The following is a 20,917-nucleotide window of genomic DNA, read 5'->3' on the forward strand; positions in this document are numbered from 1 at the left end:
TTTGAGGGCAGGGTAAACACTCCAGGGCGATCGGTTCACCTGATTGCCCTGGTCAGGGCGTTGACTCAAGGTTCGGGGAGGGCAACAAAGGAGTCTTGAGACAGGCGCCGGTCCGGGAGGCTCCGGGGGGCGCCTGTCTGCCGCTCCCCCGCCTTCGGGGGGAGCGGGTGGGTCCCGCTCCGCCATGCCGGTGGAGCCCGCGACAGGGATGACGGCATGACGCCACCTCGCTGGACCGCCTGGCGGTCCGTGGTGGCCCCGCGCGCCGTGGTGGCGCTGGCGGCGGCTTTGATGATTGTCCTGGCCCTTGCGCGCCTGATGGCGCCGCTGGCCGATCTGGAGATTCGACATACCTTCGTTGACGAAACACCGGTGACGGTGTTCCAGCCGGCCAAGGGTCCCCTGGGGCCGGCGGTGGTCATCGCCCATGGCTTCGCCGGCTCGCAGCAGCTGATGCAGAATTTCGCCATCGCCCTGGCCGAGGCCGGCTACGTGGCGGTAACCTTCGATGCCCTGGGCCACGGCCGCCATCCCGAACCCCTGGGCGGCGATCTGGCCAACGTGGACGGGGCGACGGTGTATCTGCTCAACCAGATTCACCAGGTGGCCCAGTTCGCCCGCGATCTGGTGCCCGATCAGCCGCGCTTCGCGGTGCTGGGCCATTCCATGGCTTCCGACATCGTGGTGCGCTACGCGGCCGCCGAGCCGGCGGTGGCGGCGACCGTCGCCGTTTCCATGTTCTCGCCGGCCGTGACCCCGACCGAGCCCCGCGACCTGCTGGTGATCGTGGGTGCCTTGGAACAAAACGCCCTGAAGGCCGAGGCCCTGCGCGCCGTGGCCATGGTCGCCGGCACCTCGGCGCCCCAGGCCGAGGCGACCTACGGGTCGATCGACCAGGGCACGGCCCGGCGCTATGTGCTGGCTCCGGGGGTGGAGCACATTGGCGTGCTGTTCAGCCGCGTGGCCGCCACTGAAACGGTGGCGTGGCTCGATGCCGTGTTCCACCGCCACGGCGCCGGCCCGGTGCCGGCGCGCATGCCGTGGATCGGCGTGCTGCTGGCCGGGGTCGTCGGGCTGGCGTGGCCGCTGTCCACCCTTTTGCCAAGGATCGCGCCGCCGCCCAAGAGCGCGGCCCGTCTGACCGGGCGGCCGTTCTTCTGGCTTGCCGTGGGCCCGGCGCTGGCCACGCCCGTGCTCTTGCGCCCGCTGCCCACCGACTTCCTGCCCACGCTGGTTGGCGACTACCTGGTGGCCCATGCCGCCGTCTATGGCCTGCTGACGGCGGCCGGGCTCGCGTGGTGGTGCCGGCACGAACGCCGGGCCGGGCGCGCGTGTCCGGTCGTGGCCTTCCCCCGCCTGGAACGAAGCGAATGGGGGCGGCTGGGGCTGGCCGGGGGGCTGGCGGCGGCCTATGGGCTGGTGGCCTTTGGCCTGCCGGTGGATCGCTTCGTGACCGCCGTGGCGCCGGGGCCGGCGCGCTGGTTCCTGGTGCCGGTGATGGCGCTTGGCACCGTGCCCTACATCCTGGCCGACGAGGCCTTGATCCGCCGCGCCGGGAATTCCTTCCTGCGCGGCGTGGCGACCCGGACCTTGTTCCTGGCCTCGCTGGGGCTGGCCATCGCCTTGGATTTTGAATCCCTGTTCTTCCTCATCATCCTGATGCCGGCGCTGGTGGTGTTCATGGGGGTGTTCGGGCTGTTCGCGCGCTGGACCTGGGCGCGGACCCATCACGGCGCCGTGGGCGGCCTCGCCACGGCGCTCGCGCTCGCCATCGCCATCGCCGCCATTTTCCCCGTGGTTTCGGGGTAGGGGGGCAAAGGCCCCCGCGTTGCCTTACCGCCCGACGGAGCGGGGAGGCGGCGCGGGGATGCCCTCGAACAGGGGGCGCAGTTCGGCCAGGGCCTCGCCGGCGACGAAGGGCACGGCTTGGGCAAAGGTATCCAGGATGATGATCGCGTTCACGGCGGCGTCGCGGGAAAAGGCGGCGCGCAGGCGGTTGGCCATGCCCCGGTTGACCTCGCTCACCGCCGCGTAGCGGGCTTCCAGAGCCTCGACCGACACCGGCCGGGCCCCGCTGCCGCCGGCCTTCAGGTATTCCCCCAGCAGGTGCAGCGAAAAGGCCCGGACCAGGGTTTCCTGTTCGCTGGCGAAGGGCAGGTGAAAGCGGGCCATGGGGCGGAAAAACGCCAGCAGCGGACAGCCCGAGGTCGCGCCGATCAGGCCGGCGATCGAGGCCAGGGCCTCTTGCAGCGAACACGGTGCCACCATGGTACGCTGGGCGGTGATCACCTCGACCACCGCGCGTTCGTAGGAATAGAACGCATCGAACCGGTGCACGAACCCGCCCAAGGCCCGGGCAAACGGGCACAAGGCGCCCGGCGTGGGGGCAAGCGGGCAAGGCGCGCAGGGGTGAAAAGCCAGATGCGTCCACGCCGGCGGGGCGTCGCCGTCCTCGGGCAGCAGCAGATGGGTTTCGGGCGCGAACCGCAAGGTAATGCGCTCGTCGCGACCGGCCGCCAGGTGGAAAAGGTAGGTAACCGTCGCGGGCTCTGGCGCCATCCAGGGGTCTCCCGGGGGGCGGGCATTCGCCGACTGAAAACCGACAGCCCACCGGCCCGTGTGCGCATTCGTCGTGGATCGGAAGGGATCCGAGGGTATGGTGAAAGGTAGGGGGGGGAGGGAGGTTCGGCAAGAGGTGTTTGGGCTGTTCCGGGAAAGGCCGGCGGCGACTCCCGGGTGCCCTGAATGAGGCGCTTTCGCACGCGTCCTGCCCTCTCTGATAGCTTCGCCTTGGTGGCCCCAGGGGGGGCTTTTTCCGGCAGTCCCCCCCGGTTCCCCTCAGGCTTTGCACGGCACCCGCTCGCCTCGCGCCAGGGCGCGCAGGGCATCGAGGTCCACGGGGTCGCGTTGCTCGGCGGTTAAGTACATTTCGGCGTACACGCGATAAACGCCGCTGGTCAACAAAAGGTCGAACAGGTCGGGGTCCAGGTGGCGCCGCGAGACCATGCCGGCCATGATGGCGAGCGCCTCCGACAGCGGCTTGGCTTTCTTGTAGGGGCGATCGCCGGCGGTCAGGGCCTCGAAGACATCGGCCACCGCCAGGATGCGCGCCGGCACCGACATCTCGTCGGCCATGAGCCGGCGCGGGTAGCCGGTGCCGATCAGGGTTTCGTGGTGGGCGCCCGCGTACTCCGGAACCCGGCGCAGGCTCTTGGGAAACGACAGGCGGCGCAACATGGCGATGGTCTGCACCACGTGGTCGTTGATCTTGAAGCGCTCTTCCTCGGTGAGGGTGCCGCGCCGGATGGTCAGGTTGTAGAGTTCGCCAAAATTGAACAGCAGCGGCGGAATGCTGAGGCGCAGGTCGGGAATGGTGGTCTCGCCGGCGGGGCGGGGCACCCGGTGCTCGGGGCGATCGGCCAGAAGGCGTTCCTCGGCCGGCGGGGCCGGGTGATCGGCGGGCAGGCGGCGGCGCTCGTCGGCGGAAAGCCCCAAGGTGTCGTCGAAATGGCGGATCCACGGCCGGTTGGCCAGGACCTTGAGGCGCTCCAGGTCGGCCTCGGCCAGGGCTTCGCCCCCGATGTTGCACGCGGCAACGAAGGCGAAGTCGTCTTGAAGCGCCTGCCGGGCGTCGTGGCGGCGGCGGTCCAGCTCGGGTTCGGGGGCTTCGTTTCGGGCAAGGCCCCGCCAGTAGGCAATCTCGGCGTCGCGCCACAGCACTTCGAAGCGGGTGCGGATTTCGTGCAGCCGGTTGTACAGCGTTTCCAGCTTGGTGGCCTTGTCGACCACGTATTCCGGGGTGGTGACCTTGCCGCAATCATGCAGCCAGGCCGCGATCCGGAATTCGCGCCATTCGTCCTCGGTGGTCAGGGCGAACCCGGCGAACGGGCCCCTGGTTTCGGCGCAGGCGGCGCGGGCGATCAGGTGGGCGATTTCAGGCACGCGCGCGCAATGGCCGCCGGTGTGCGGTGACTTGGCGTCGATGGCGCCCGCGATCAGTTCAATGAACGATTCCAGCAAGATCGCCTGGATCTTGAGCAGATTCTGGTTGTCGAGCGCGGCGGCGCCCTGGGCGACCAGGGCCTCGACCAGGGGGCGGGTTTCATCGGCGAACGGCGGGGCGTCCGGTTGCGTTTCCAGCAGCAGGGCGCCAATGGTTTCCTGACCGCGGGGGATCAGGGGGACGGCCACGCCGGTGCAGATCCGGGTCCGGTTGGGGCCGGGCGAGGTGACGCGGATCAACACGCGATTGCGCAGAGCCTCGGTGACGGGGGCGGGAGGGGGGTCATCGGGGGGAAGAGGCGGGCCGCCGCGTCGGCTGGCCACGCTCAGTCGTTCCTCGTCCAGGGTGTAGAGCGTGCCCATCGTGGCCCCGGACAGTTCCAGGGCTCCGTCCACCAGAAGATCGGGCAGGCGCTTGGGATCCCTTTCCCGGCCCAGGGTGATGCCCAGGCGCACCAGTCGTTCCAGCCGTTCGCGCTCCTGGGCCAGTTCCCGGGTGCGCTCGCGCACGCGCTGTTCCAGGTCGTCGGCGTAGCGCGAGATGGCCGCGTTGGCGCGCTCCAGCTCGGCCTTTTGCTGTTCGATCAGGGTATAGGCGTCCTTGAGCCGCTCCTCGCTGCGATCGCTGATCTGAACCAGGCGGCGCATCTGGCGCACCAGGCGGCCGTATTCATCGGCCAGGACCTCGAACGCCGGGTTGGGGGTGGCCTGCAAGGCGGCACGCGCCTGATCGAGCACCGTTTGTTCGCGGGCAAACAGTTCCACGATGTGGCCTCCCCTCGGTTCACGTCAGCAAAAAAGGCTTCTTGGAAAGAGGACGTGCCGTTTAAAAATCAGGATTGTTTTTAATTAAGGGTCCGTCCTGGGGTGATTAAAGGGTGATTTCTTGCATGGAAAAACGGGCATGCTGGAGATCGGCTCCGAATTCCTGGCCGAGTTCCTTCAGGTTGTCGTCGTCCACTTCGTAGGTCCAGGTGATGTCAACCCGGTTGCCCCGGTGCGCGGCCTCGTCCAGCATGTCGAAGAGTTCAAGCAGGATTTTCGCCGTGGAACTGTTAAAGTATATGAGTTCAAAACAGAACTCAATATCCGCGTTAACAACAGAAGAAAGATAAGCCTCCATTTCCTTGATGAGGGGGCTGTAGAACTCTGAAACATTTTCCGGATAAGATTCGCCAGATATATTGAATTTATTGTGAGTAAAATCAAAACTAATTTTCGGAGACCGCAAGGTCGCGGCAATGGAAATATTGTCCATGAAAATTATCCTTGCACTACATCAGGGCGTTCATGGCAAAGAAACTATAGCCTTCGCGGACCTGGGTGAAATCGAATTCCACGCCACCGCCGGCAAGGCGCGCGATATCGAGGAAACCCACGTTCGCGCCCTTGCATCCCGGCGGGGGAGGGCGACGCAGGGCCTGCTTGTACTGGATCATCAATTCCTCGCGGCTGAGGGTTTCAATGATGGCCAGCTCCCCGCGCAACCGTTCCACATCCTCGTCGCGCACCAGATTACCACATGACACGAAATAACCTCCCGCCCGTCGCCCGACCAGCAAGATACCATACCGCAAGACGGTTTCGCCGCCTTGCTCCGAGTCTCCTTCATCCTTTTCCGCCGAGTAGCGCACCACGTTTTGGACCTGCTCGACAAAAACCGAAAACAGGTTCTTGGCGACCCGGCGCTCGGTCTGTTCGACGGCGAGCTTGGCGCGCAGGGCGACGCCAATGCCTTCCAGAACTTCCTGGGTGAAAAAACCGCTGTAACAAAAAAGGAGGTTGTCCCGGTCGAACTGGCTTTTCAGCTGGTATAGGTCGTCGGCAAGTGATGCCATTTTTCATGCTCCCTGCTTGGCTTTTATTATTCTCTATATATTTTTCAAGACACTGCCTTTTGTCCTGGGGGCGATATCGGGCCTGCGGGCGTTCCGAGAACAGGAGAGGGCATGGGGGTGGCCTTCTGCGCCGTCAAAAGGAAATTCCCGAACTCCTTGTCCATGACCTTGATGTGAATGCGCAGCCAGTCGCCCAGGAAGGTCATCAGGCCATCGCACACCGCGAGGTCGCCGGCCTCCAGGCGGTCCAGAAGATGGCTGGCCTGATCCACCAGGATTTCGTGTTCGCGTTTGTGCTGGGTCCGGCCGGGAAAATCCGTTTCCAGCATCAACCGCTCTTCGTGGCGAAAATGCCAATGGGTGTAGGAAACCAGATCCTCCAGCGCCCGCACCAGACGAGGCGAGCCGCGATCGGCGCTGATCAGGCCGCCAATGCGGTTGACGAGATCGAAGAGTTTCAGGTGATCCTGATCGATTTCGCCCACCCCGGTCAGCAAGGAATCCTCCATGCGCAGGGCGTCGGCTTCGTCCAGGCTGGCCCCGGGTCCAAATCCGCCAAATCCCACCAGGCAAACATCGTCGCGGCGGGGCTCGCGGCCCTGGAACCGCGCGAGGGCGGCCTGGATGGTGGCCTTGCGCCGGGGCGTGGACAAGGGGTGAACCTCGGTGAGCAAGGCGCGCAGCCGGGCCTTGCCGAAGGCGCGGCGCTTGGGGCCGCCGATCTGGTCGATCAGCCCGTCGGTGGTCAGGTAATACCACATTCCGGCGCTCAGGCGCACGCGGGTGTTTTCCAGGGCCAGGGTGTCGGGCAGGCTGCGATAGCCCAGCCCCATGCGTTTGCCGCCGATTTCCTGGACCGTGACGCCGTCGGCCACGAACAGCGAAAAATGCGCGCCCGCGAAAATCAGCGCACCCGTATCGGGGTTGAGGAAACACGCCCCCGCGTCCAGCCCGCCGTCGGTGGGCGTGGCCGGGTCGTCGGAAGGGCGCGCCCGTCCTGACCCCATGGCGTGCTGGATCAACTGATGCATGCGTTGCAGCAAGGCGGCGGGATCGCCGGGCGGCACTTCCAGGATGGCGCCGTTGAACGCGCCGTTGGCGATCAGGGTCATGAAGGCGCCAGGCACGCCGTGGCCGGTGCAATCGCCCACCACCAGCAAGAGGCCATCGCCCCAGCGCCGGCACCAATACACATCGCCCGCGACCACGTCGCGCGGTTCCCACACCACGAAGGCATCGGGAAACAGGGCGCCCAGGTCGGTTTCGTCGGGCAAGGTGGCGCGTTGAATGGTGCTGGCGTAGCGGATGGAATCGGAAATCACCTGGTAGGCGTCGGCAAGGGCGGCGTTGGCCTGGTCCAGGTCCCGGGCCTGCGCTTCCAGGCGGGCTTCCCGGGCGTGGACTTCCTCCACGAAGTGCAGGAAGCTGCCGGCCATGGCGGCGATTTCGTCCGACCCCTGGGTTTCGATTGCAAGCGGCTGGCCGGCGACGTGCGACTGCATGCCTTGTTGCAGGTGCACCATCCGCCCCGCCACCCGCCGCGACACAAACACCATGAGCGACACCGCCGCCGCCAGCGCCAGCGCGGCGATGCCCAGCATGATCCGGGCCAGGCGTGTCAGCTCGTGTTCCAGCGCCTGGGTCTTTTCCAGGGAGGCGGTGCCCAGGGACTGGGTCAGCGCGCCCACGCCATGAACAAGGCGATCAAGCACCACCAGCCGGCGCAACGAGCCTTGCACCAGGCTATCCTGGCGCAAGACGGCAAGCCGGAGCGCGAACACGTCGCGCAGCGCCTCCAGGCGGCCGCGATAGCGATCGCGGATCAGGTCCAGGGTTGCCCGGTCCTGGCTGGCCAGCGGCTCGTGACCCGTGAACTGGCCCATGAGCTGGTCGAACCGCGCCTGAAAGGCCAGGACCTGCCGGGGATCGGGAGAGGAAACGGCCGCGAGCAGCAGGCCGCTTGCCTCCATCGCCGTCCAGGCCGCCGGGGTGGTGGCCGGTCTGGGCAAGGGGCGGCTGGCCGGAGCATCGGCCCCCAGTGCCGTGATCTGGGCGCGCAGATCCACAAGGTCCTGGATCCGGCGGGCGAGGGAGGCTTGCTGTTGCGTGCGTTCGCGGATCAACGCGGCAAGACGGCTGAGGGCTGAATCCAGAATGTCAATGGATTGGGTCAACTCAGCGCGAGCGGCCTCGGGCAAAACCGAAACCGGCAGCGCGGCGACCACGGTCCGCAGGTCGGTCAGGCTCGCGTTCAGATGGGCCCCGATGGTCTCGACCGCGAACGAGCCTTCCAAGGTGGGCAGCTTGCGGGCGTCGGCATCGATCGACTTGACCAGGGCCATCATGGCGTTGGCCTGCTCCAGCGAGGGCAGGGCCTCGGTCACAACCGGATGCAGGCCCCGGGTCAGGTGCCAGAATCCGGCCAGCGCCCCCGCCGTGGCAACCAGGGTCAAAAGGGTGAGGCCGGCCAGACCCGCGCGCAAAACCAGGGCGATGCGCTGGCGCACCGGCGCGGGGACGGGGGCGGGCGACGGCGGCATCAAGGGGCTGGTGCTGGCCTCCATGCGCGGGTTTCCTATTCGGTGGCGGGGGGCAAGGGGCCGAAGTCCGCGAACGCGCACCGCCCTTCCTGCTCGTAATTGGCAACCCGAACCTGGCCGGCCAGGATGGCAAAGCGCAGCCGGTCCAGGGTGTCTTGCCAGTCCTCGGGGATCAGGGGAATGTTGTTCTCGTCAAGCGCCCAATCGACCGCGCCTTCGCGCAGGCCCAGCCGGCGCACGCCCGGCGTCCAGTGCCCTTCCGACAGATCCTTGAGAGCCAGGAACACGGCGATGTCGGTGCGCTTGAGCATCGAGGTCAGCACCCGCCCCGGGGCCTGGCCGTTCTGGTTCACGTCCACCCCGATCGCCAGCCGGCCGGCCCCGGTGGTGGCCTGGATCACGCCGTCGCCGGTCTGGCCGGCGGCGTGGAAAATCACGTCGGCGCCCCCGGCCACCAGTTCGCGCGCGAGCCGGGCCCCCCGCGTGGGATCGAACCAGGCAAGGCTGGTGGTTCCGGTCATGCGCCACGCCACCGACACATCGGGGCGCTGGTCGCGCGCGCCTTGCATGAAGGCGCAGCCAAACTTGCGGATCAACGCAATGTCGCGCCCGCCCACGAACCCCAGCCGGCCGCTGCGGGTGGCCAGCGCCGCCAGGGCGCCCACCAGGTAGGCCCCTTCCTCCTCGCGAAAAAGAAGGGATTCGACATTGGGCTGCTGCACCGCGTCATCGAGCATGATGAACCGGACATTGGGGTACAGCGGCGCCAGGCTGTCGAAAATCGCGCTGAAGGCATACCCCACGCCCACCACCACCGGGTGCCCGGCCTGCACGGCGGCCTGCGCGACCGCACGGAAGCGTTCGTTGTCGTCGGCGCCCTGGGCGCGCTGGGCGACCCCGCCCGGGGTGTAGGGCGTGACCGGAACCCCGTTCAGGGCCGAGAACGACCGCGCCCCGTCCAGGGCCGCCTTTTCAAAGGCGCTGGAGTCGATGTCGTCGACTTCAAACAACAGCGCCGGCCCAAACACGAAGGGGGTGTTGCGCGTCTTGGCGCGCATGCCCGGATCGGCCCACCCAAGGGCGGGCACGGCCGCCGTCAGGGCCACGGCCAGGAGCGCGCGCGTGACCCAGCCTTGCTTGCCACGGCGAACGTTTCTCGCGGGCGAGGAAGCGAAGCGCGGGATGCCTTGCATGGTGGACCTCATGCCCTGTCTCCCGTCCCTTGCCTTTCCAGGGGAGCGCCGGGGGTGCGTGCCGGGAAGCAAACGCGCCCGCGCGGGGGGGCGCATGGGGTCTTTATCCCATGGGGTAGGGTTTACTCCCTGTTCGGATCCGTAACAAGAATAAGTGTAAAACAAGGCGCGCGGTCGGGGGCGGGCCGCGAGAAGGGCAGGGGGGACGGGCGGCGCGCCGTTCGGATCCGCCGCGAAAGGGGGCGACAGGGCGGTGCGGGGAAGCGTATGTGAAGGGAGCCGAAACCCGTGGCCCGTGCGCGCGTTCGGGCCTTCGGTGTTTTGCCCGCCGGGTTCCGGCGAGGCGATTCCCCTTGTGCCTTTTTCCTGCCCGGAGTGTGCGTTCCGATGCCTGCTTGTGCCGCGCTTCCCCTTGCCGGTTTGAGGATCCTTGATCTGTCGCGGGTGCTGGCCGGCCCCTGGGCCACCCAGGCCCTGGCCGACCTGGGCGCCGAGGTCATCAAGATCGAACGGCCCGGCCGGGGCGACGACACCCGAAGCTGGGGCCCCCCCTTCCTGAAGGATGCCCAGGGCCGCGACACCACCGAGGCGGCCTATTACCTGTCGGCCAACCGGGGCAAGCACTCGGTGGCCATCGACCTGGCCCACCCCGAGGGCCAGGCCCTGGTGCGCGCCCTGGTCCCCCACTGCCATGCCATGATCGAGAATTTCAAGGTGGGGGGGCTGGCCCGCTACGGGCTGGATGGGGCCTCGTTGCAGGCTCTCCATCCTCCCCTGGTCACGTGTTCGATCACCGGATTCGGGCAGGATGGGCCGGCGGCGGGGCGGGCTGGTTATGATGCCATGATTCAGGCCATGAGCGGCCTCATGAGCCTGACCGGCGAGCCCGACGCCCAGCCAGGCGGCGGGCCCATGAAAATCGGGGTGGCGCTGATCGACGTGCTGACCGGCCTTTACGCCGCCCTGGGGCTGGTGGCGGCGGTGCGCGAGGCCGAACGGACCGGGGTGGGGCGGCGCATTGATCTTGCCTTGATGGACACGGCCGTGGCCTGCCTTGCCAATCAGGCGTCGAATTATCTGGTGGGCGGCGTGGTGCCGGAGCGGCTGGGCACGGCGCATCCCAACATCGTGCCCTACCAGGCCTTCCCCACCCTTGATGGGCATCTGATGCTGGCGGTGGGCAACGACGGCCAGTTTCAGCGCTTTTGCGCCGTGGCCGGCTGTCCGGAACTGGCCATCGATCCGCGCTTCGCCGCCAACCGCGACCGGGTGTTGCACCGCGAGGCGTTGCTGACCTTGCTGCGCCCGCGCCTGGCCGCCCGCCCGACCGGGTGGTGGCTGACCCATCTGGAGGCGGTGGGGGTTCCGTGCGGACCGATCAACACCCTTGATCAGGTCTTCGCCGATCCCCAGGTCATCGCCCGAGGTCTGCGGATGGAAGTGGATCACCCCCTGGCCGGCACGGTGCCCCTGGTGCGCTCCCCGCTGCGCCTGTCGGGCAACGGGGATCAGGCTGCGCCGGGCGCGCCGCCCTCGCCGGGTGTGCCGCCCTCGCCGGGCGCGCCGCCCCTTTTGGGGCAGCATACCGGGGCCGTTCTGGGGGGGCTTCTGGGCCTGGACGAGGCCCGGCTCGCGACGCTGGCCGCCGAGGGGGTGATCGGTCTGGCGCCGGAGTCCCTTTCGTCGGCTGCCGAGGTGGTGTAAGAGGGGCCCCGCTCCCAAAATCGCACAAAACGGAACCCGCCCATGATCGCCTACACCCGCGATGCCGCGGAGATTTACCGCCAGTCCTTTGCCCTGATCCGGGCCGAGGCCAATCTGGCGCGCATTCCCGCCGACCTGGAAAAGCTGGCCGTGCGCGTGGCCCATGCCTGCGGCATGCCCGACATCGTGGACGCCTTGATGTTCTCGCAAGGCGCCGGGGCCGCCGGGCGGGCCGCCTTGCAAGCCGGGGCGCCGATCCTGTGCGATTGCCGCATGGTGGCCGATGGCATCACCCGCGCCCGCCTGCCCGCCGACAACCGGGTGGTTTGCACCTTGAACGATCCCGGCGTCCCCGATCTGGCCAAGGCGCACGACACCACGCGCTCGGCGGCGGCCCTGGAGCTGTGGCGCCCCGACCTGGAAGGCGCGGTGGTGGCGATCGGCAACGCGCCGACCGCGTTGTTCCGTCTTCTGGAGATGCTCGACCAGGGTGGGCCCCGTCCGGCCCTGATCCTGGGCTTTCCCGTGGGCTACGTGGGCGCGGCGGAATCCAAGGACGAACTGGCGGCCAACAGCCGGGGCGTGCCCTTCGTGGCGGTGCAAGGACGGCGCGGGGGCAGCGCCATGGTGTCGGCGGCGGTCAACGCCCTGGCGACGGAGCAGGAATAAATGACGGGACGTCTGTTCGGCCTGGGCGTGGGCCCGGGGGATCCGGAACTGTTGACCTTGAAGGCGCTGCGGCTGCTGCGCGAGGCGGCGGTGGTGGCCTATCCGGCGGCCAGGGGGCGCAAGGGTCGTGCCCTGACCATCGTGGAAGAGCACCTGCGCGCGGACCAGGAGCGGGTGCCGATGGTCTATCCCGTGACCACCGAGGCCCTGCCGGCCCCGCTGGATTACGAAACGGTGATGTCCGCCTTCTACGATGAAAGCGCCGCCGTTCTGGCCCATCACCTGGACGCCGGGCGCGACGTGGCCGTGCTGTGCGAGGGCGACCCGCTGTTTTATGGCTCGTTCATGTACCTGCACGACCGGCTGGCCGAGCGTTACCCCACCACGGTGGTGCCCGGGGTGTGCTCGGTGGTGGCCTGCGCCTCGGCGCTGGCGGTGCCGCTGGTTTATCGCAATCAGACGTTAAGCGTGATTTCGGGCGTCCTGCCCGAGGATGCGTTGCGCGCGCGCCTGGCGGCGGCCGACGCGGCGGCGGTGATGAAGCTGGGGACCCAGTTCCCCAAGGTGCGCCGGGTGATCGAGGACCTGGGCCTGACCGACCGCGCCTTGTACGCCGAGCGCGCCACCATGGCCGACCAGCGCCTGATGCCCCTGCGCGCGGTGGAAGGCGATAGCGTGCCCTATTTCGCGATGATCCTGATCCCCGGCGACCGATGGACGGGCGTGTGAGCCCCGCCGGCGACCCCAAGGCGGCCCCGCTGCCCGTTTTCGTGGCCGTGGACGAGGCCGGCGCCCCGTGGGCCCGGGCCGTGCATCCCCTCTGGCCGGAGGCGACGCTGGTTGTCCCGGAGTCTGAAACCGACGAGGGCCGTCCGGCCGCGCTGCGCGACGCGCTGACCCGGGCGGGCGAGGCCGGGCGGCCGGTGATCGGCGTGGGATCCCTGGACGGGCTGGTGCGGGCGCTGGCGCCCCTGGTGGGCACCTTGGCCGAGCCCCTGGCGCTGGCCCTGGCGCCCGAGGCCCGGCAGGTGCTGCCGGTTCTGGGCGACGGCGCCGCGCTGGCTGCCGTGGCCGAGGCGCTGAATGCCCGCCTCTCCACGCTCGACCAGGCCCTGGCCGCGTCCGCCGGCGGGGCGGGAGCCGGGCGCTTGTGGGTGGTGGGCCTGGGGCCGGGCAAGGCCGCGTGGCGCACGCCCGAGGCAACGGCGGCCCTGGCCCGGGCGCGCCATATCATTGGCTATGAAACCTACGTGCGTCAGGCCGGCCCGTTCCGCGAGGATCAGGTGCTGCACACCTCCGACAACCGGGTGGAACTGGACCGCGCCCGCCATGCCCTGACCCTGGCGGCGGCGGGGGAAACGGTGGCGGTGGTGTCGTCGGGCGACCCCGGCGTGTTCGCCATGGCCTCGGCGGTGCTGGAGGCGCTGGAAGCCAGCCCGGATCCCGCCTGGCACGCCGTGGACCTGGAAATCGTGCCCGGCCTGACGGCGGCGCAAGCCGCGGCGGCGCGGGTGGGGGCCCCCCTGGGCCACGATTTTTGCATTGTGTCGCTGTCGGATAACCTGAAGCCCTGGGAGGTCATCGAAGCCCGCCTGGCCCACGCGGCGGCGGCGGATTTCGTGATGGCGTTCTACAATCCGATTTCAAAGGCACGCCCCTGGCAGCTGGGGCGGGCATTTGACGTGGTGCGCGAAGGGCGTGGGCCGGAAACGGTGGTGGTGCTGGGCCGCGACATTGGCCGTCCCGACGAACGCCTGCGCCTGACCACGTTGGGCGAGGTGCGTCCCGAGGACGTGGACATGCGCACCGTGGTGTTGATCGGCTCCTCGACCACGCGGCGTTTGCCCCGGCCGCATGGTCCGGACTGGGTGTATACCCCGCGCTGGTACGGTTCCGCTCACGCAACCAGTTGACCCGCCTCCCTCGGGAACCGTAGGATCGCCCCCCGCGCCCCCGACGAGAGACGCGAGGGGCGGTTATCGGAACCCCGATGACGGCAACGCCCGGGCAGACAATGGAAGAGTGGCCGAGTGGTTGATGGCACCGGTCTTGAAAACCGGCAACCCGCAAGGGTTCGTGGGTTCGAATCCCACCTCTTCCGCCAGTTTCGCTTTGGGGAAAAGCGATGGCGTTTATTGATTCCGTCTTTCGAGCGCCGGAAACGCCGAGACAGATCGGGTGCGCAAAAATGGCCGATCGATGGAAGGCGAAGCCCGACATAGCCTTGGAGGCCGAACTAAAGGCACCGGACAGGGGAATGCGATCCATGTCGTTTTTTGAGTTTCTTGGGCAGTATGAACCTTGATTTGTGTCCATGCATGAATTATCGCTTTAGGCAAACGGAAGGTTAACGCTCGGGCACCCAACCGCACGGAAAGAGCCAAGAGGTATTAAGCTAAGGCCAAATAATTCAGTGGCTCACTCGTCTTGAGGCGGATTGCGGGTATTCTCCAGGGCTATGTCCAAAACGCTGTGGCATCCGAGTTCAACCATTTTTCGAGTGAAAGCTGCCATGATTGGTGCAGCATTTTCAATCTTGTAGATCCACTCAGCGAAACTGCTTTCGGCTGCCATCATGTCATAGGCGGCCCCTCTGCTCACGAGAGCCCGGATGAGTCGCTCGAGAGAACGGCGCACCGTGACAACGTCGTCAGCGATTTCACCCGACGGGTTTTTCAAACGAATGACGAGGCACCGTCCGCCATTGGCAGGATCGTAGAGAAGGACCGCCGGATCGGGATAAATGCGACGGATGTCCCACCCACGCGTGGCAAAGGTATCGCTAAGGCCGTCAAGAAGTTTGAGGTACTCTTCAATGTCATCGACCCCCGGATATACAATCAGAATATCGGAGGCCGTCATGAACGAAAGGTCTCGCCTTGCCTCGGCCGAACGAAGCCAATACCCCCCAGGGGTCTCGGGTTTAATCAATGGCAGCAGAACGGGCCCATGCCAGTCAGCGAGCACTTCCTGGGCACGTGTAGTGTTGTCAAAAGGTTCCACCCGAAAAAAGCCCATCACCATGGCTACACCTGCATGTAAGTGATCCCAAACGCCTTGCCGAAATCGGCTCCCGCGCCCAGTTCCTCGTATTTGCGCAATGCTGGTTCCGCCCGCCTATGGAACAGGTCTAGTCCCGCTGCGGCCAAGTAGGAAATTTTTGCCAGGGATTGCGGGTTATTCCTCAACCCCGTGCTCAACCGATCAATCACCGCCAAATCTATGTCATATGCGGTATCACGCACGGCCTGGCTCGGGACAAAGCCCCGTCCGAAAAAGTCCCATTGGGCTGAAAACTGCCGTTCGATCAACGGTATTGTCATGCCTGCCCGCATCATCACGGCCGTTTCGGCGCAACGGGTCAAAACATGCCACAACAGGTTGGACCGCCGCAACACATCTTCAGATTGGCTCGGTTGCTCCAGTGATCCCCATTGCCCCCGGTTAACAATAAATCCGACGGGGTCAATATGCCCTTGTGGACTGAGAATCGCAGGAGTGCTGAGGCTGTGCAGTCCTTCAACCACCTGATCATTGCGCCCTTCGTGCAGCAGCGTAAGCAGGGGGCGCCCCATCTGGCGCAACAACTGTGCGAATCGTAGAAGAACAAGTCCCAGTGCCCCTGGCGAAGTCAGTGTGGGGCGGTATACAGCGAGGGTCAATGCAGAGTGGAGAAAGCTGTCAGCTTTGGCATCAATATAAAACGGTCCAATACCAAGAAATCGCCGATGTTTCCACATCCTCCAGAAACAGTTATCTACTGTAGCAGCCAGTTCACTGTGATCAGGTATTTTGCGGCCATCGAGATATGCACAGGCAACGCGCATATCCGGCGCGTGTAGCTCGCTGTGTCCGGAGCCTTGCCCACTCCGCCGGTCGTAGGATTCTTCAAGCAACGGCGATGCGGCGAGGAAAAAAATTGTAAATGCCTGGGCGTAACGAACCACCTCGCGATGGATGGGTAAGGTTTTATTGCCAAAAAGGCGTAATGGGGCATGGTAGTGAGCGGAATACGCCATTCGGCACACAACATTCCACATAAATAATGCCTGAGCAACTCTGGATTTTTCGATAATATAAAAATGATCAAGTTCTTCGCTAAACTCATTGTTATTACGGAGTTTGCTTGCTGCTATAGCATAGGATTGGTTAGGTGAATTATGAAAATATTCTGGTTTTTTATTCCAAAATATGCGAAAAGCATCAGCTGTCTCGCTTTCAGGAAAAAGGAAGCCTTTTACTCCTGTTGCTGCCTTGATGGTTCCGGCGCGAGAGTCGCTTGAATAAAAATAAATCGCCAATAGTGCCTCCTCCTCACATGTCATCTCTCGGTCCGAAGCCGCGAAGCTCTTTTGTATCGGTTTTTCATCAGCCTGAAGCAGGAGGAGAGGCCGAGTCGCCTGGAGAATGTCCGAAGCTTATGGGGAGTACAGATAGAGCCGTTGTCCGGCCCCCAGGTTTTCACGCCGGTCACGGCGCGCCAGAGTATGTCTTTGTGGAAAAAACAGCGGCGCCTTTTTCCTGGCAAAATCTAACGTAGAACGCGAAATCCCGCGAGTTCTTCGTCGGGAGTGAATTTTCCCAGGATATGAAGGACCAGCTCGACGTCCTTCATGAAGGCGTCCACGCAGGCGGGATCGAAATGGGTGCCGCTGTTTTCAATGAGAAAAGCCAGGGCATCGTCCACCGGCCACGGCTCCTTGTAGGGGCGGCGGCTGATCAGTGCGTCGAACACGTCCGCGACGGCGCAAATCCGGGCGGGTAATGGGATATCGGTTCCAGCCAGGCCATTGGGATAACCGGTTCCATCCCAGCGTTCATGATGGCACAAGGCAATATCCGCTCCCATCTGCATCAAACGTGATTTGCCCTTGCTCAGGATTTCCCAGCCGATCTGGGCGTGGGTCATCATGATTTCCCGCTCTTCCTCGGTTAATTTTCCCGGCTTGAGGAGAACATGATCCGGAATGCCGATCTTGCCCACGTCGTGCATGGGGGCGGCCCCGAACAAAAGCTCGATGTCGTCCTCGCCAAGGCCCAGGTTCAGCCCGATGATCCGGCACGAGGTGGCCATGCGCACCAGATGCGAGCCGGTTTCGTTGTCGCGGAACTCCGCCGCGCAGGACAAGGCCAGGATGGCCTCCCGCTCCCGCTCAAGAATGCTTCTGGTCGCCTTGCGAACCTCGTCCGCCAGATGGGCGGCGTGCTCCCGGGCTTCGCGGATATGACGGCCCAGTTGCAAAAGATTGTTCAGCCGGGTCATGAACTCGATCCGGTCCACCGGCTTTTGCAGAAAATCGGTGGCGCCGACTTGCAAGGCCGTGTAGCGGACATCCTTGGTGTCGCACGTCGTGACCATCACGATCGGGACTTCCGTGTTGCATCCTTGCTGGCGCAGTTTTTCGATCATCTGGAGGCCGCTGAGCCCCGGCATGACGTTATCCACGACAATCAGGTCAACCTCATTGACCAGGCACCAGGGCAAGGCCGCCAGGGGATCGGAAAAGGCAATGGCCGCGCCTTCGCCAAAAAATTTCGTGACCAAATGGGTTAAATAACGAAGAACGCTGTCACTGTCGTCGACAATGACGATGCGCGCGAGCGGGGTGTGCATCTTGCGTGCCTCAAAATATTAAAGCAGGGGCGTAGTGCAGGATTTCGAGGGAAGACCCTCAGGCAACATCAGAACGGCGCAAAATCTCGGACGGCGCGGTTTCCCACGTCGCCACGAGGAGAAGGGTCCACGCTCGGTCTCACCTATGCCCAAGTCAAGGTGTTTCTTCCTTCCCCTTTCCATCCGCGTCCCCGCGTGGGGGGCGACGAGCTACCTGCTGTGACGGCCGGCGCGGAGGAGCGGTTTCTATCCACGCCCCCGCGTGGGGGGCGACGGGGTTGGGGTTGGGTCCCTCGCTCTCGATGACGGTTTCTATCCACGCCCCCGCGTGGGGGGCGACCCAGGATGTCGATCCTGGCGACCAGGTGTGCCGCGTTTCTATCCACGCCCCCGCGTGGGGGGCGACCACCTGGACGCCGGTCCCCCTGACCACCGGCCTGGTTTCTATCCACGCCCCCGCGTGGGGGGCGACCGCCCGGCGCACCGTGCGCTCCTCGTGCGGCCTAAGTTTCTATCCACGCCCCCGCGTGGGGGGCGACGCAGAACGAGGCCAACAAGGTTGGCGTGGGGGTGGTTTCTATCCACGCCCCCGCGTGGGGGGCGACCATCACACGCCAGCCCCGAGGTTGTCGTGCCGGCATAGTTTCTATCCACGCCCCCGCGTGGGGGGCGACTTGTTGGCGGCAGCCACGTGGCCGAAATTGATAATGTTTCTATCCACGCCCCCGCGTGGGGGGCGACCTCATGGCCGCGCCATAGTGCGCAAGGTACCGACCGTTTCTATCCACGCCCCCGCGTGGGGGGCGACGCGCGATGCCCGCGTCGCGCATGTCGTTATCGAGGTTTCTATCCACGCCCCCGCGTGGGGGGCGACCCTGGTCCAACCGGGCGGCACGGCCCAATTCGGCGTTTCTATCCACGCCCCCGCGTGGGGGGCGACCCGCCGCGCGCCCGGTCAGCTCGGCCATCACCCCGGCCGCGTTTCTATCCACGCCCCCGCGTGGGGGGCGACGCCAGCGCCCGACGGAAGCAACACCCCATGGATCGTTTCTATCCACGCCCCCGCGTGGGGGGCGACCCGGCGGCTTGCCGGTTGCGGGCTACGCGGGCAGCGTTTCTATCCACGCCCCCGCGTGGGGGGCGACGGCGGGCGCACCCGGCCCCCGGCGCGGGTGATCCGTTTCTATCCACGCCCCCGCGTGGGGGGCGACGAGCGCGGGTTTGCACAACTCCAACCAGCGACCGGTTTCTATCCACGCCCCCGCGTGGGGGGCGACGGTGCAAAAGGCAGTCCCGCGCGCTGGGCACCACCGTTTCTATCCACGCCCCCGCGTGGGGGGCGACCGCGATGAAAACGGCCCTATCTCAACTCGGAAAACAGTTTCTATCCACGCCCCCGCGTGGGGGGCGACACGCTGCTGGTGCGCTATTGGCTAACACCTGACGGCGTTTCTATCCACGCCCCCGCGTGGGGGGCGACGCGTGGGCTGGGTCATGGTTGGAAGTCTCCTGGAGGTTTCTATCCACGCCCCCGCGTGGGGGGCGACCTCTTGGGGATGATCTTCCCGGCCTGGGCCGCCGGGTTTCTATCCACGCCCCCGCGTGGGGGGCGACGGGCGTCCAGGAGGCGCTCGTAGTCCACCCGTTTCGTTTCTATCCACGCCCCCGCGTGGGGGGCGACGGCGCTTGGCCTGAGCTACCTGCTCCGCGTGCGAGTTTCTATCCACGCCCCCGCGTGGGGGGCGACTCGGCGCGCCCTCGGATGTAGGTCCCGTCGATCGGAGTTTCTATCCACGCCCCCGCGTGGGGGGCGACCCCGGCCCACGCTGCCCAGGCGTGGCAGGCAACGTTTCTATCCACGCCCCCGCGTGGGGGGCGACCAAGTGAGCCGTGGTGATGTCTTCCGCCGCCCTGTTTCTATCCACGCCCCCGCGTGGGGGGCGACGGGCAGGAGGGGACTTATGCCGCCAAGGCGGCCGTTTCTATCCACGCCCCCGCGTGGGGGGCGACCTCTTCCGCGTGATAGGTGAGACGTCCGAGATATGTTTCTATCCACGCCCCCGCGTGGGGGGCGACGAGCCGCGAGAAAGGCGGCAGGCGTCAGCCAGGACGTTTCTATCCACGCCCCCGCGTGGGGGGCGACAACGCTCCCTCACGTCGGAGTGCCCGGACAAGAGGTTTCTATCCACGCCCCCGCGTGGGGGGCGACCCAGCACGTCGATCCGAGAGACCAGGTGAGACACGTTTCTATCCACGCCCCCGCGTGGGGGGCGACGTTCGTCGGTCGGGATGGTAAGCGTCGGACCGCTAGGTTTCTATCCACGCCCCCGCGTGGGGGGCGACTCTTCCCAAGGCAACCCCAGCCAAAGGTTGTAGTTTCTATCCACGCCCCCGCGTGGGGGGCGACAGTAGATACCGCGATAATCGATCGCGCCCGAGGCGTTTCTATCCACGCCCCCGCGTGGGGGGCGACCATCAGGCCGCAGGTCAGACGACCATCCCGCGCAGTTTCTATCCACGCCCCCGCGTGGGGGGCGACGCGCCAAATGATGGGACAGGTGATGGGCTGGCCCGGTTTCTATCCACGCCCCCGCGTGGGGGGCGACCCCGCTTGCGCGCGGAGGAGGCGTCGGCCGGCAGGTTTCTATCCACGCCCCCGCGTGGGGGGCGACGGGGGTACTCCGTGAATTCCGCCGCCCAGGTCCGGTTTCTATCCACGCCCCCGCGTGGGGGGCGACCGTTTCGTCAGGAGAGCCCCATCCGCCCCCGTCAGTTTCTATCCACGCCCCCGCGTGGGGGGCGACCGATCGCAGCAATAACGTCCGCCGCCACGATTGGCGTTTCTATCCACGCCCCCGCGTGGGGGGCGACAGCGGCAGGGGTGATTTTCGAGGGTGAGGGCGAGACGTTTCTATCCACGCCCCCGCGTGGGGGGCGACTCGTCAGCGGTGTGCTCGATGTCGAGCTCGGCGAGTTTCTATCCACGCCCCCGCGTGGGGGGCGACCCGAAACTCGTTGGCCCGAGCCAGCCAGCCGCGCAGGTTTCTATCCACGCCCCCGCGTGGGGGGCGACGCGCGCGACGCTGCCCAGGCCGCCCAGGTGGCTGCCGTTTCTATCCACGCCCCCGCGTGGGGGGCGACGTACCGATCGAGCAATATCGAGCAATACATCCCTGTTTCTATCCACGCCCCCGCGTGGGGGGCGACCTCATGCCAGCATTGTATCGCGCGAGGTATCGACCGTTTCTATCCACGCCCCCGCGTGGGGGGCGACAAGATCTTGGCCGCCTGCGGGCCGCGCGGATACGTTTCTATCCACGCCCCCGCGTGGGGGGCGACGATCCCAGCAACCGTTTC

The 20,917-nt window shown here is 66.1% G+C and carries 14 protein-coding genes, 1 tRNA gene and 1 CRISPR repeat array (1 of these 16 cut by a window edge); of the genes, 6 read left to right on the plus strand and 9 right to left on the minus strand.

Annotated features, from left to right (window positions below; all coding sequences use genetic code 11):
* Positions 1–216 precede the first annotated feature (216 nt).
* The gene (locus tag ROR02_RS09860; RefSeq protein WP_218032800.1) at positions 217–1,809 is read left to right on the plus strand and encodes an alpha/beta hydrolase; all 1,593 of its coding nucleotides are present in this window, start codon (positions 217–219) and stop codon (positions 1,807–1,809) included.
* A 24-nt stretch (positions 1,810–1,833) separates the two neighbouring features.
* Here the strand turns inward: ROR02_RS09860 and ROR02_RS09865 are convergent, their stop codons facing one another.
* From ROR02_RS09865 to ROR02_RS09890, 6 genes are all read right to left on the minus strand, one after another.
* Positions 1,834–2,559: a DUF6901 family protein gene (locus ROR02_RS09865; RefSeq protein WP_147163857.1), complete on the minus strand. Its 726-nt coding sequence runs from the start codon at positions 2,557–2,559 to the stop codon at positions 1,834–1,836.
* A gap of 279 nt (positions 2,560–2,838) precedes the next feature.
* Positions 2,839–4,767 (minus strand): HD domain-containing phosphohydrolase, encoded by a 1,929-nt coding sequence (locus tag ROR02_RS09870; RefSeq protein WP_246135492.1) that lies wholly within the window; start codon positions 4,765–4,767, stop codon positions 2,839–2,841.
* Positions 4,768–4,873: 106 nt separating this feature from the next.
* Complete coding sequence (locus ROR02_RS09875) at positions 4,874–5,260, minus strand: DUF1987 domain-containing protein (protein ID WP_147163859.1); 387 nt, start codon at positions 5,258–5,260, stop codon at positions 4,874–4,876.
* A 16-nt stretch (positions 5,261–5,276) separates the two neighbouring features.
* The gene (locus tag ROR02_RS09880; RefSeq protein ID WP_147163860.1) at positions 5,277–5,840 is read right to left on the minus strand and encodes a SiaB family protein kinase; all 564 of its coding nucleotides are present in this window, start codon (positions 5,838–5,840) and stop codon (positions 5,277–5,279) included.
* Positions 5,841–5,884: 44 nt separating this feature from the next.
* Complete coding sequence (locus tag ROR02_RS09885) at positions 5,885–8,404, minus strand: bacteriohemerythrin (protein WP_147163861.1); 2,520 nt, start codon at positions 8,402–8,404, stop codon at positions 5,885–5,887.
* Between the two features lie 11 nt (positions 8,405–8,415).
* Positions 8,416–9,585, minus strand: a complete 1,170-nt coding sequence (locus ROR02_RS09890) for a BMP family ABC transporter substrate-binding protein (RefSeq protein ID WP_170245060.1) — start codon at positions 9,583–9,585, stop codon at positions 8,416–8,418.
* A 375-nt stretch (positions 9,586–9,960) separates the two neighbouring features.
* On the opposite strand from ROR02_RS09890, the gene ROR02_RS09895 reads away from it, so the two are divergent.
* From ROR02_RS09895 to ROR02_RS09915, 5 genes are all read left to right on the plus strand, one after another.
* On the plus strand, positions 9,961–11,277 hold the full coding sequence (locus ROR02_RS09895; protein ID WP_147163863.1) for a CaiB/BaiF CoA transferase family protein: 1,317 nt from the start codon (positions 9,961–9,963) through the stop codon (positions 11,275–11,277).
* A gap of 42 nt (positions 11,278–11,319) precedes the next feature.
* Positions 11,320–11,946, plus strand: coding sequence for a precorrin-8X methylmutase (locus ROR02_RS09900; RefSeq protein WP_147163864.1), 627 nt, complete (start codon positions 11,320–11,322; stop codon positions 11,944–11,946).
* The gene (locus tag ROR02_RS09905) at positions 11,947–12,675 is read left to right on the plus strand and encodes a precorrin-2 C(20)-methyltransferase (RefSeq protein ID WP_147163865.1); all 729 of its coding nucleotides are present in this window, start codon (positions 11,947–11,949) and stop codon (positions 12,673–12,675) included.
* Positions 12,672–13,859, plus strand: a complete 1,188-nt coding sequence (cobJ, locus tag ROR02_RS09910) for a precorrin-3B C(17)-methyltransferase (RefSeq protein WP_307725149.1) — start codon at positions 12,672–12,674, stop codon at positions 13,857–13,859. The genes ROR02_RS09905 and cobJ overlap by 4 nt, the downstream gene beginning before the upstream one ends.
* Positions 13,860–13,962: 103 nt before the next feature.
* Positions 13,963–14,050, plus strand: a tRNA-Ser gene (locus tag ROR02_RS09915).
* 314 nt (positions 14,051–14,364) lie between these two features.
* Here the strand turns inward: ROR02_RS09915 and ROR02_RS09920 are convergent.
* From ROR02_RS09920 to ROR02_RS09930, 3 genes are all read right to left on the minus strand, one after another.
* The gene (locus tag ROR02_RS09920) at positions 14,365–14,970 is read right to left on the minus strand and encodes a hypothetical protein (protein WP_147163866.1); all 606 of its coding nucleotides are present in this window, start codon (positions 14,968–14,970) and stop codon (positions 14,365–14,367) included.
* A 2-nt stretch (positions 14,971–14,972) separates the two neighbouring features.
* Positions 14,973–16,247 carry a hypothetical protein gene (locus ROR02_RS09925; RefSeq protein ID WP_147163867.1) on the minus strand — a complete coding sequence of 425 codons (1,275 nt, stop codon included), beginning with the start codon at positions 16,245–16,247 and terminating at the stop codon, positions 14,973–14,975.
* 230 nt (positions 16,248–16,477) lie between these two features.
* On the minus strand, positions 16,478–17,560 hold the full coding sequence (locus tag ROR02_RS09930; protein ID WP_147163868.1) for an HD domain-containing phosphohydrolase: 1,083 nt from the start codon (positions 17,558–17,560) through the stop codon (positions 16,478–16,480).
* Between the two features lie 175 nt (positions 17,561–17,735).
* A CRISPR array of direct repeats spans positions 17,736–20,917; the repeat unit is 32 nt; unit sequence GTTTCTATCCACGCCCCCGCGTGGGGGGCGAC (it continues 1,512 nt past the right edge of the window).

Origin of the sequence: Pararhodospirillum oryzae, from assembly GCF_007992075.1 — a bacterium.
GTDB classification, from domain to species: domain Bacteria; phylum Pseudomonadota; class Alphaproteobacteria; order Rhodospirillales; family Rhodospirillaceae; genus Pararhodospirillum; species Pararhodospirillum oryzae.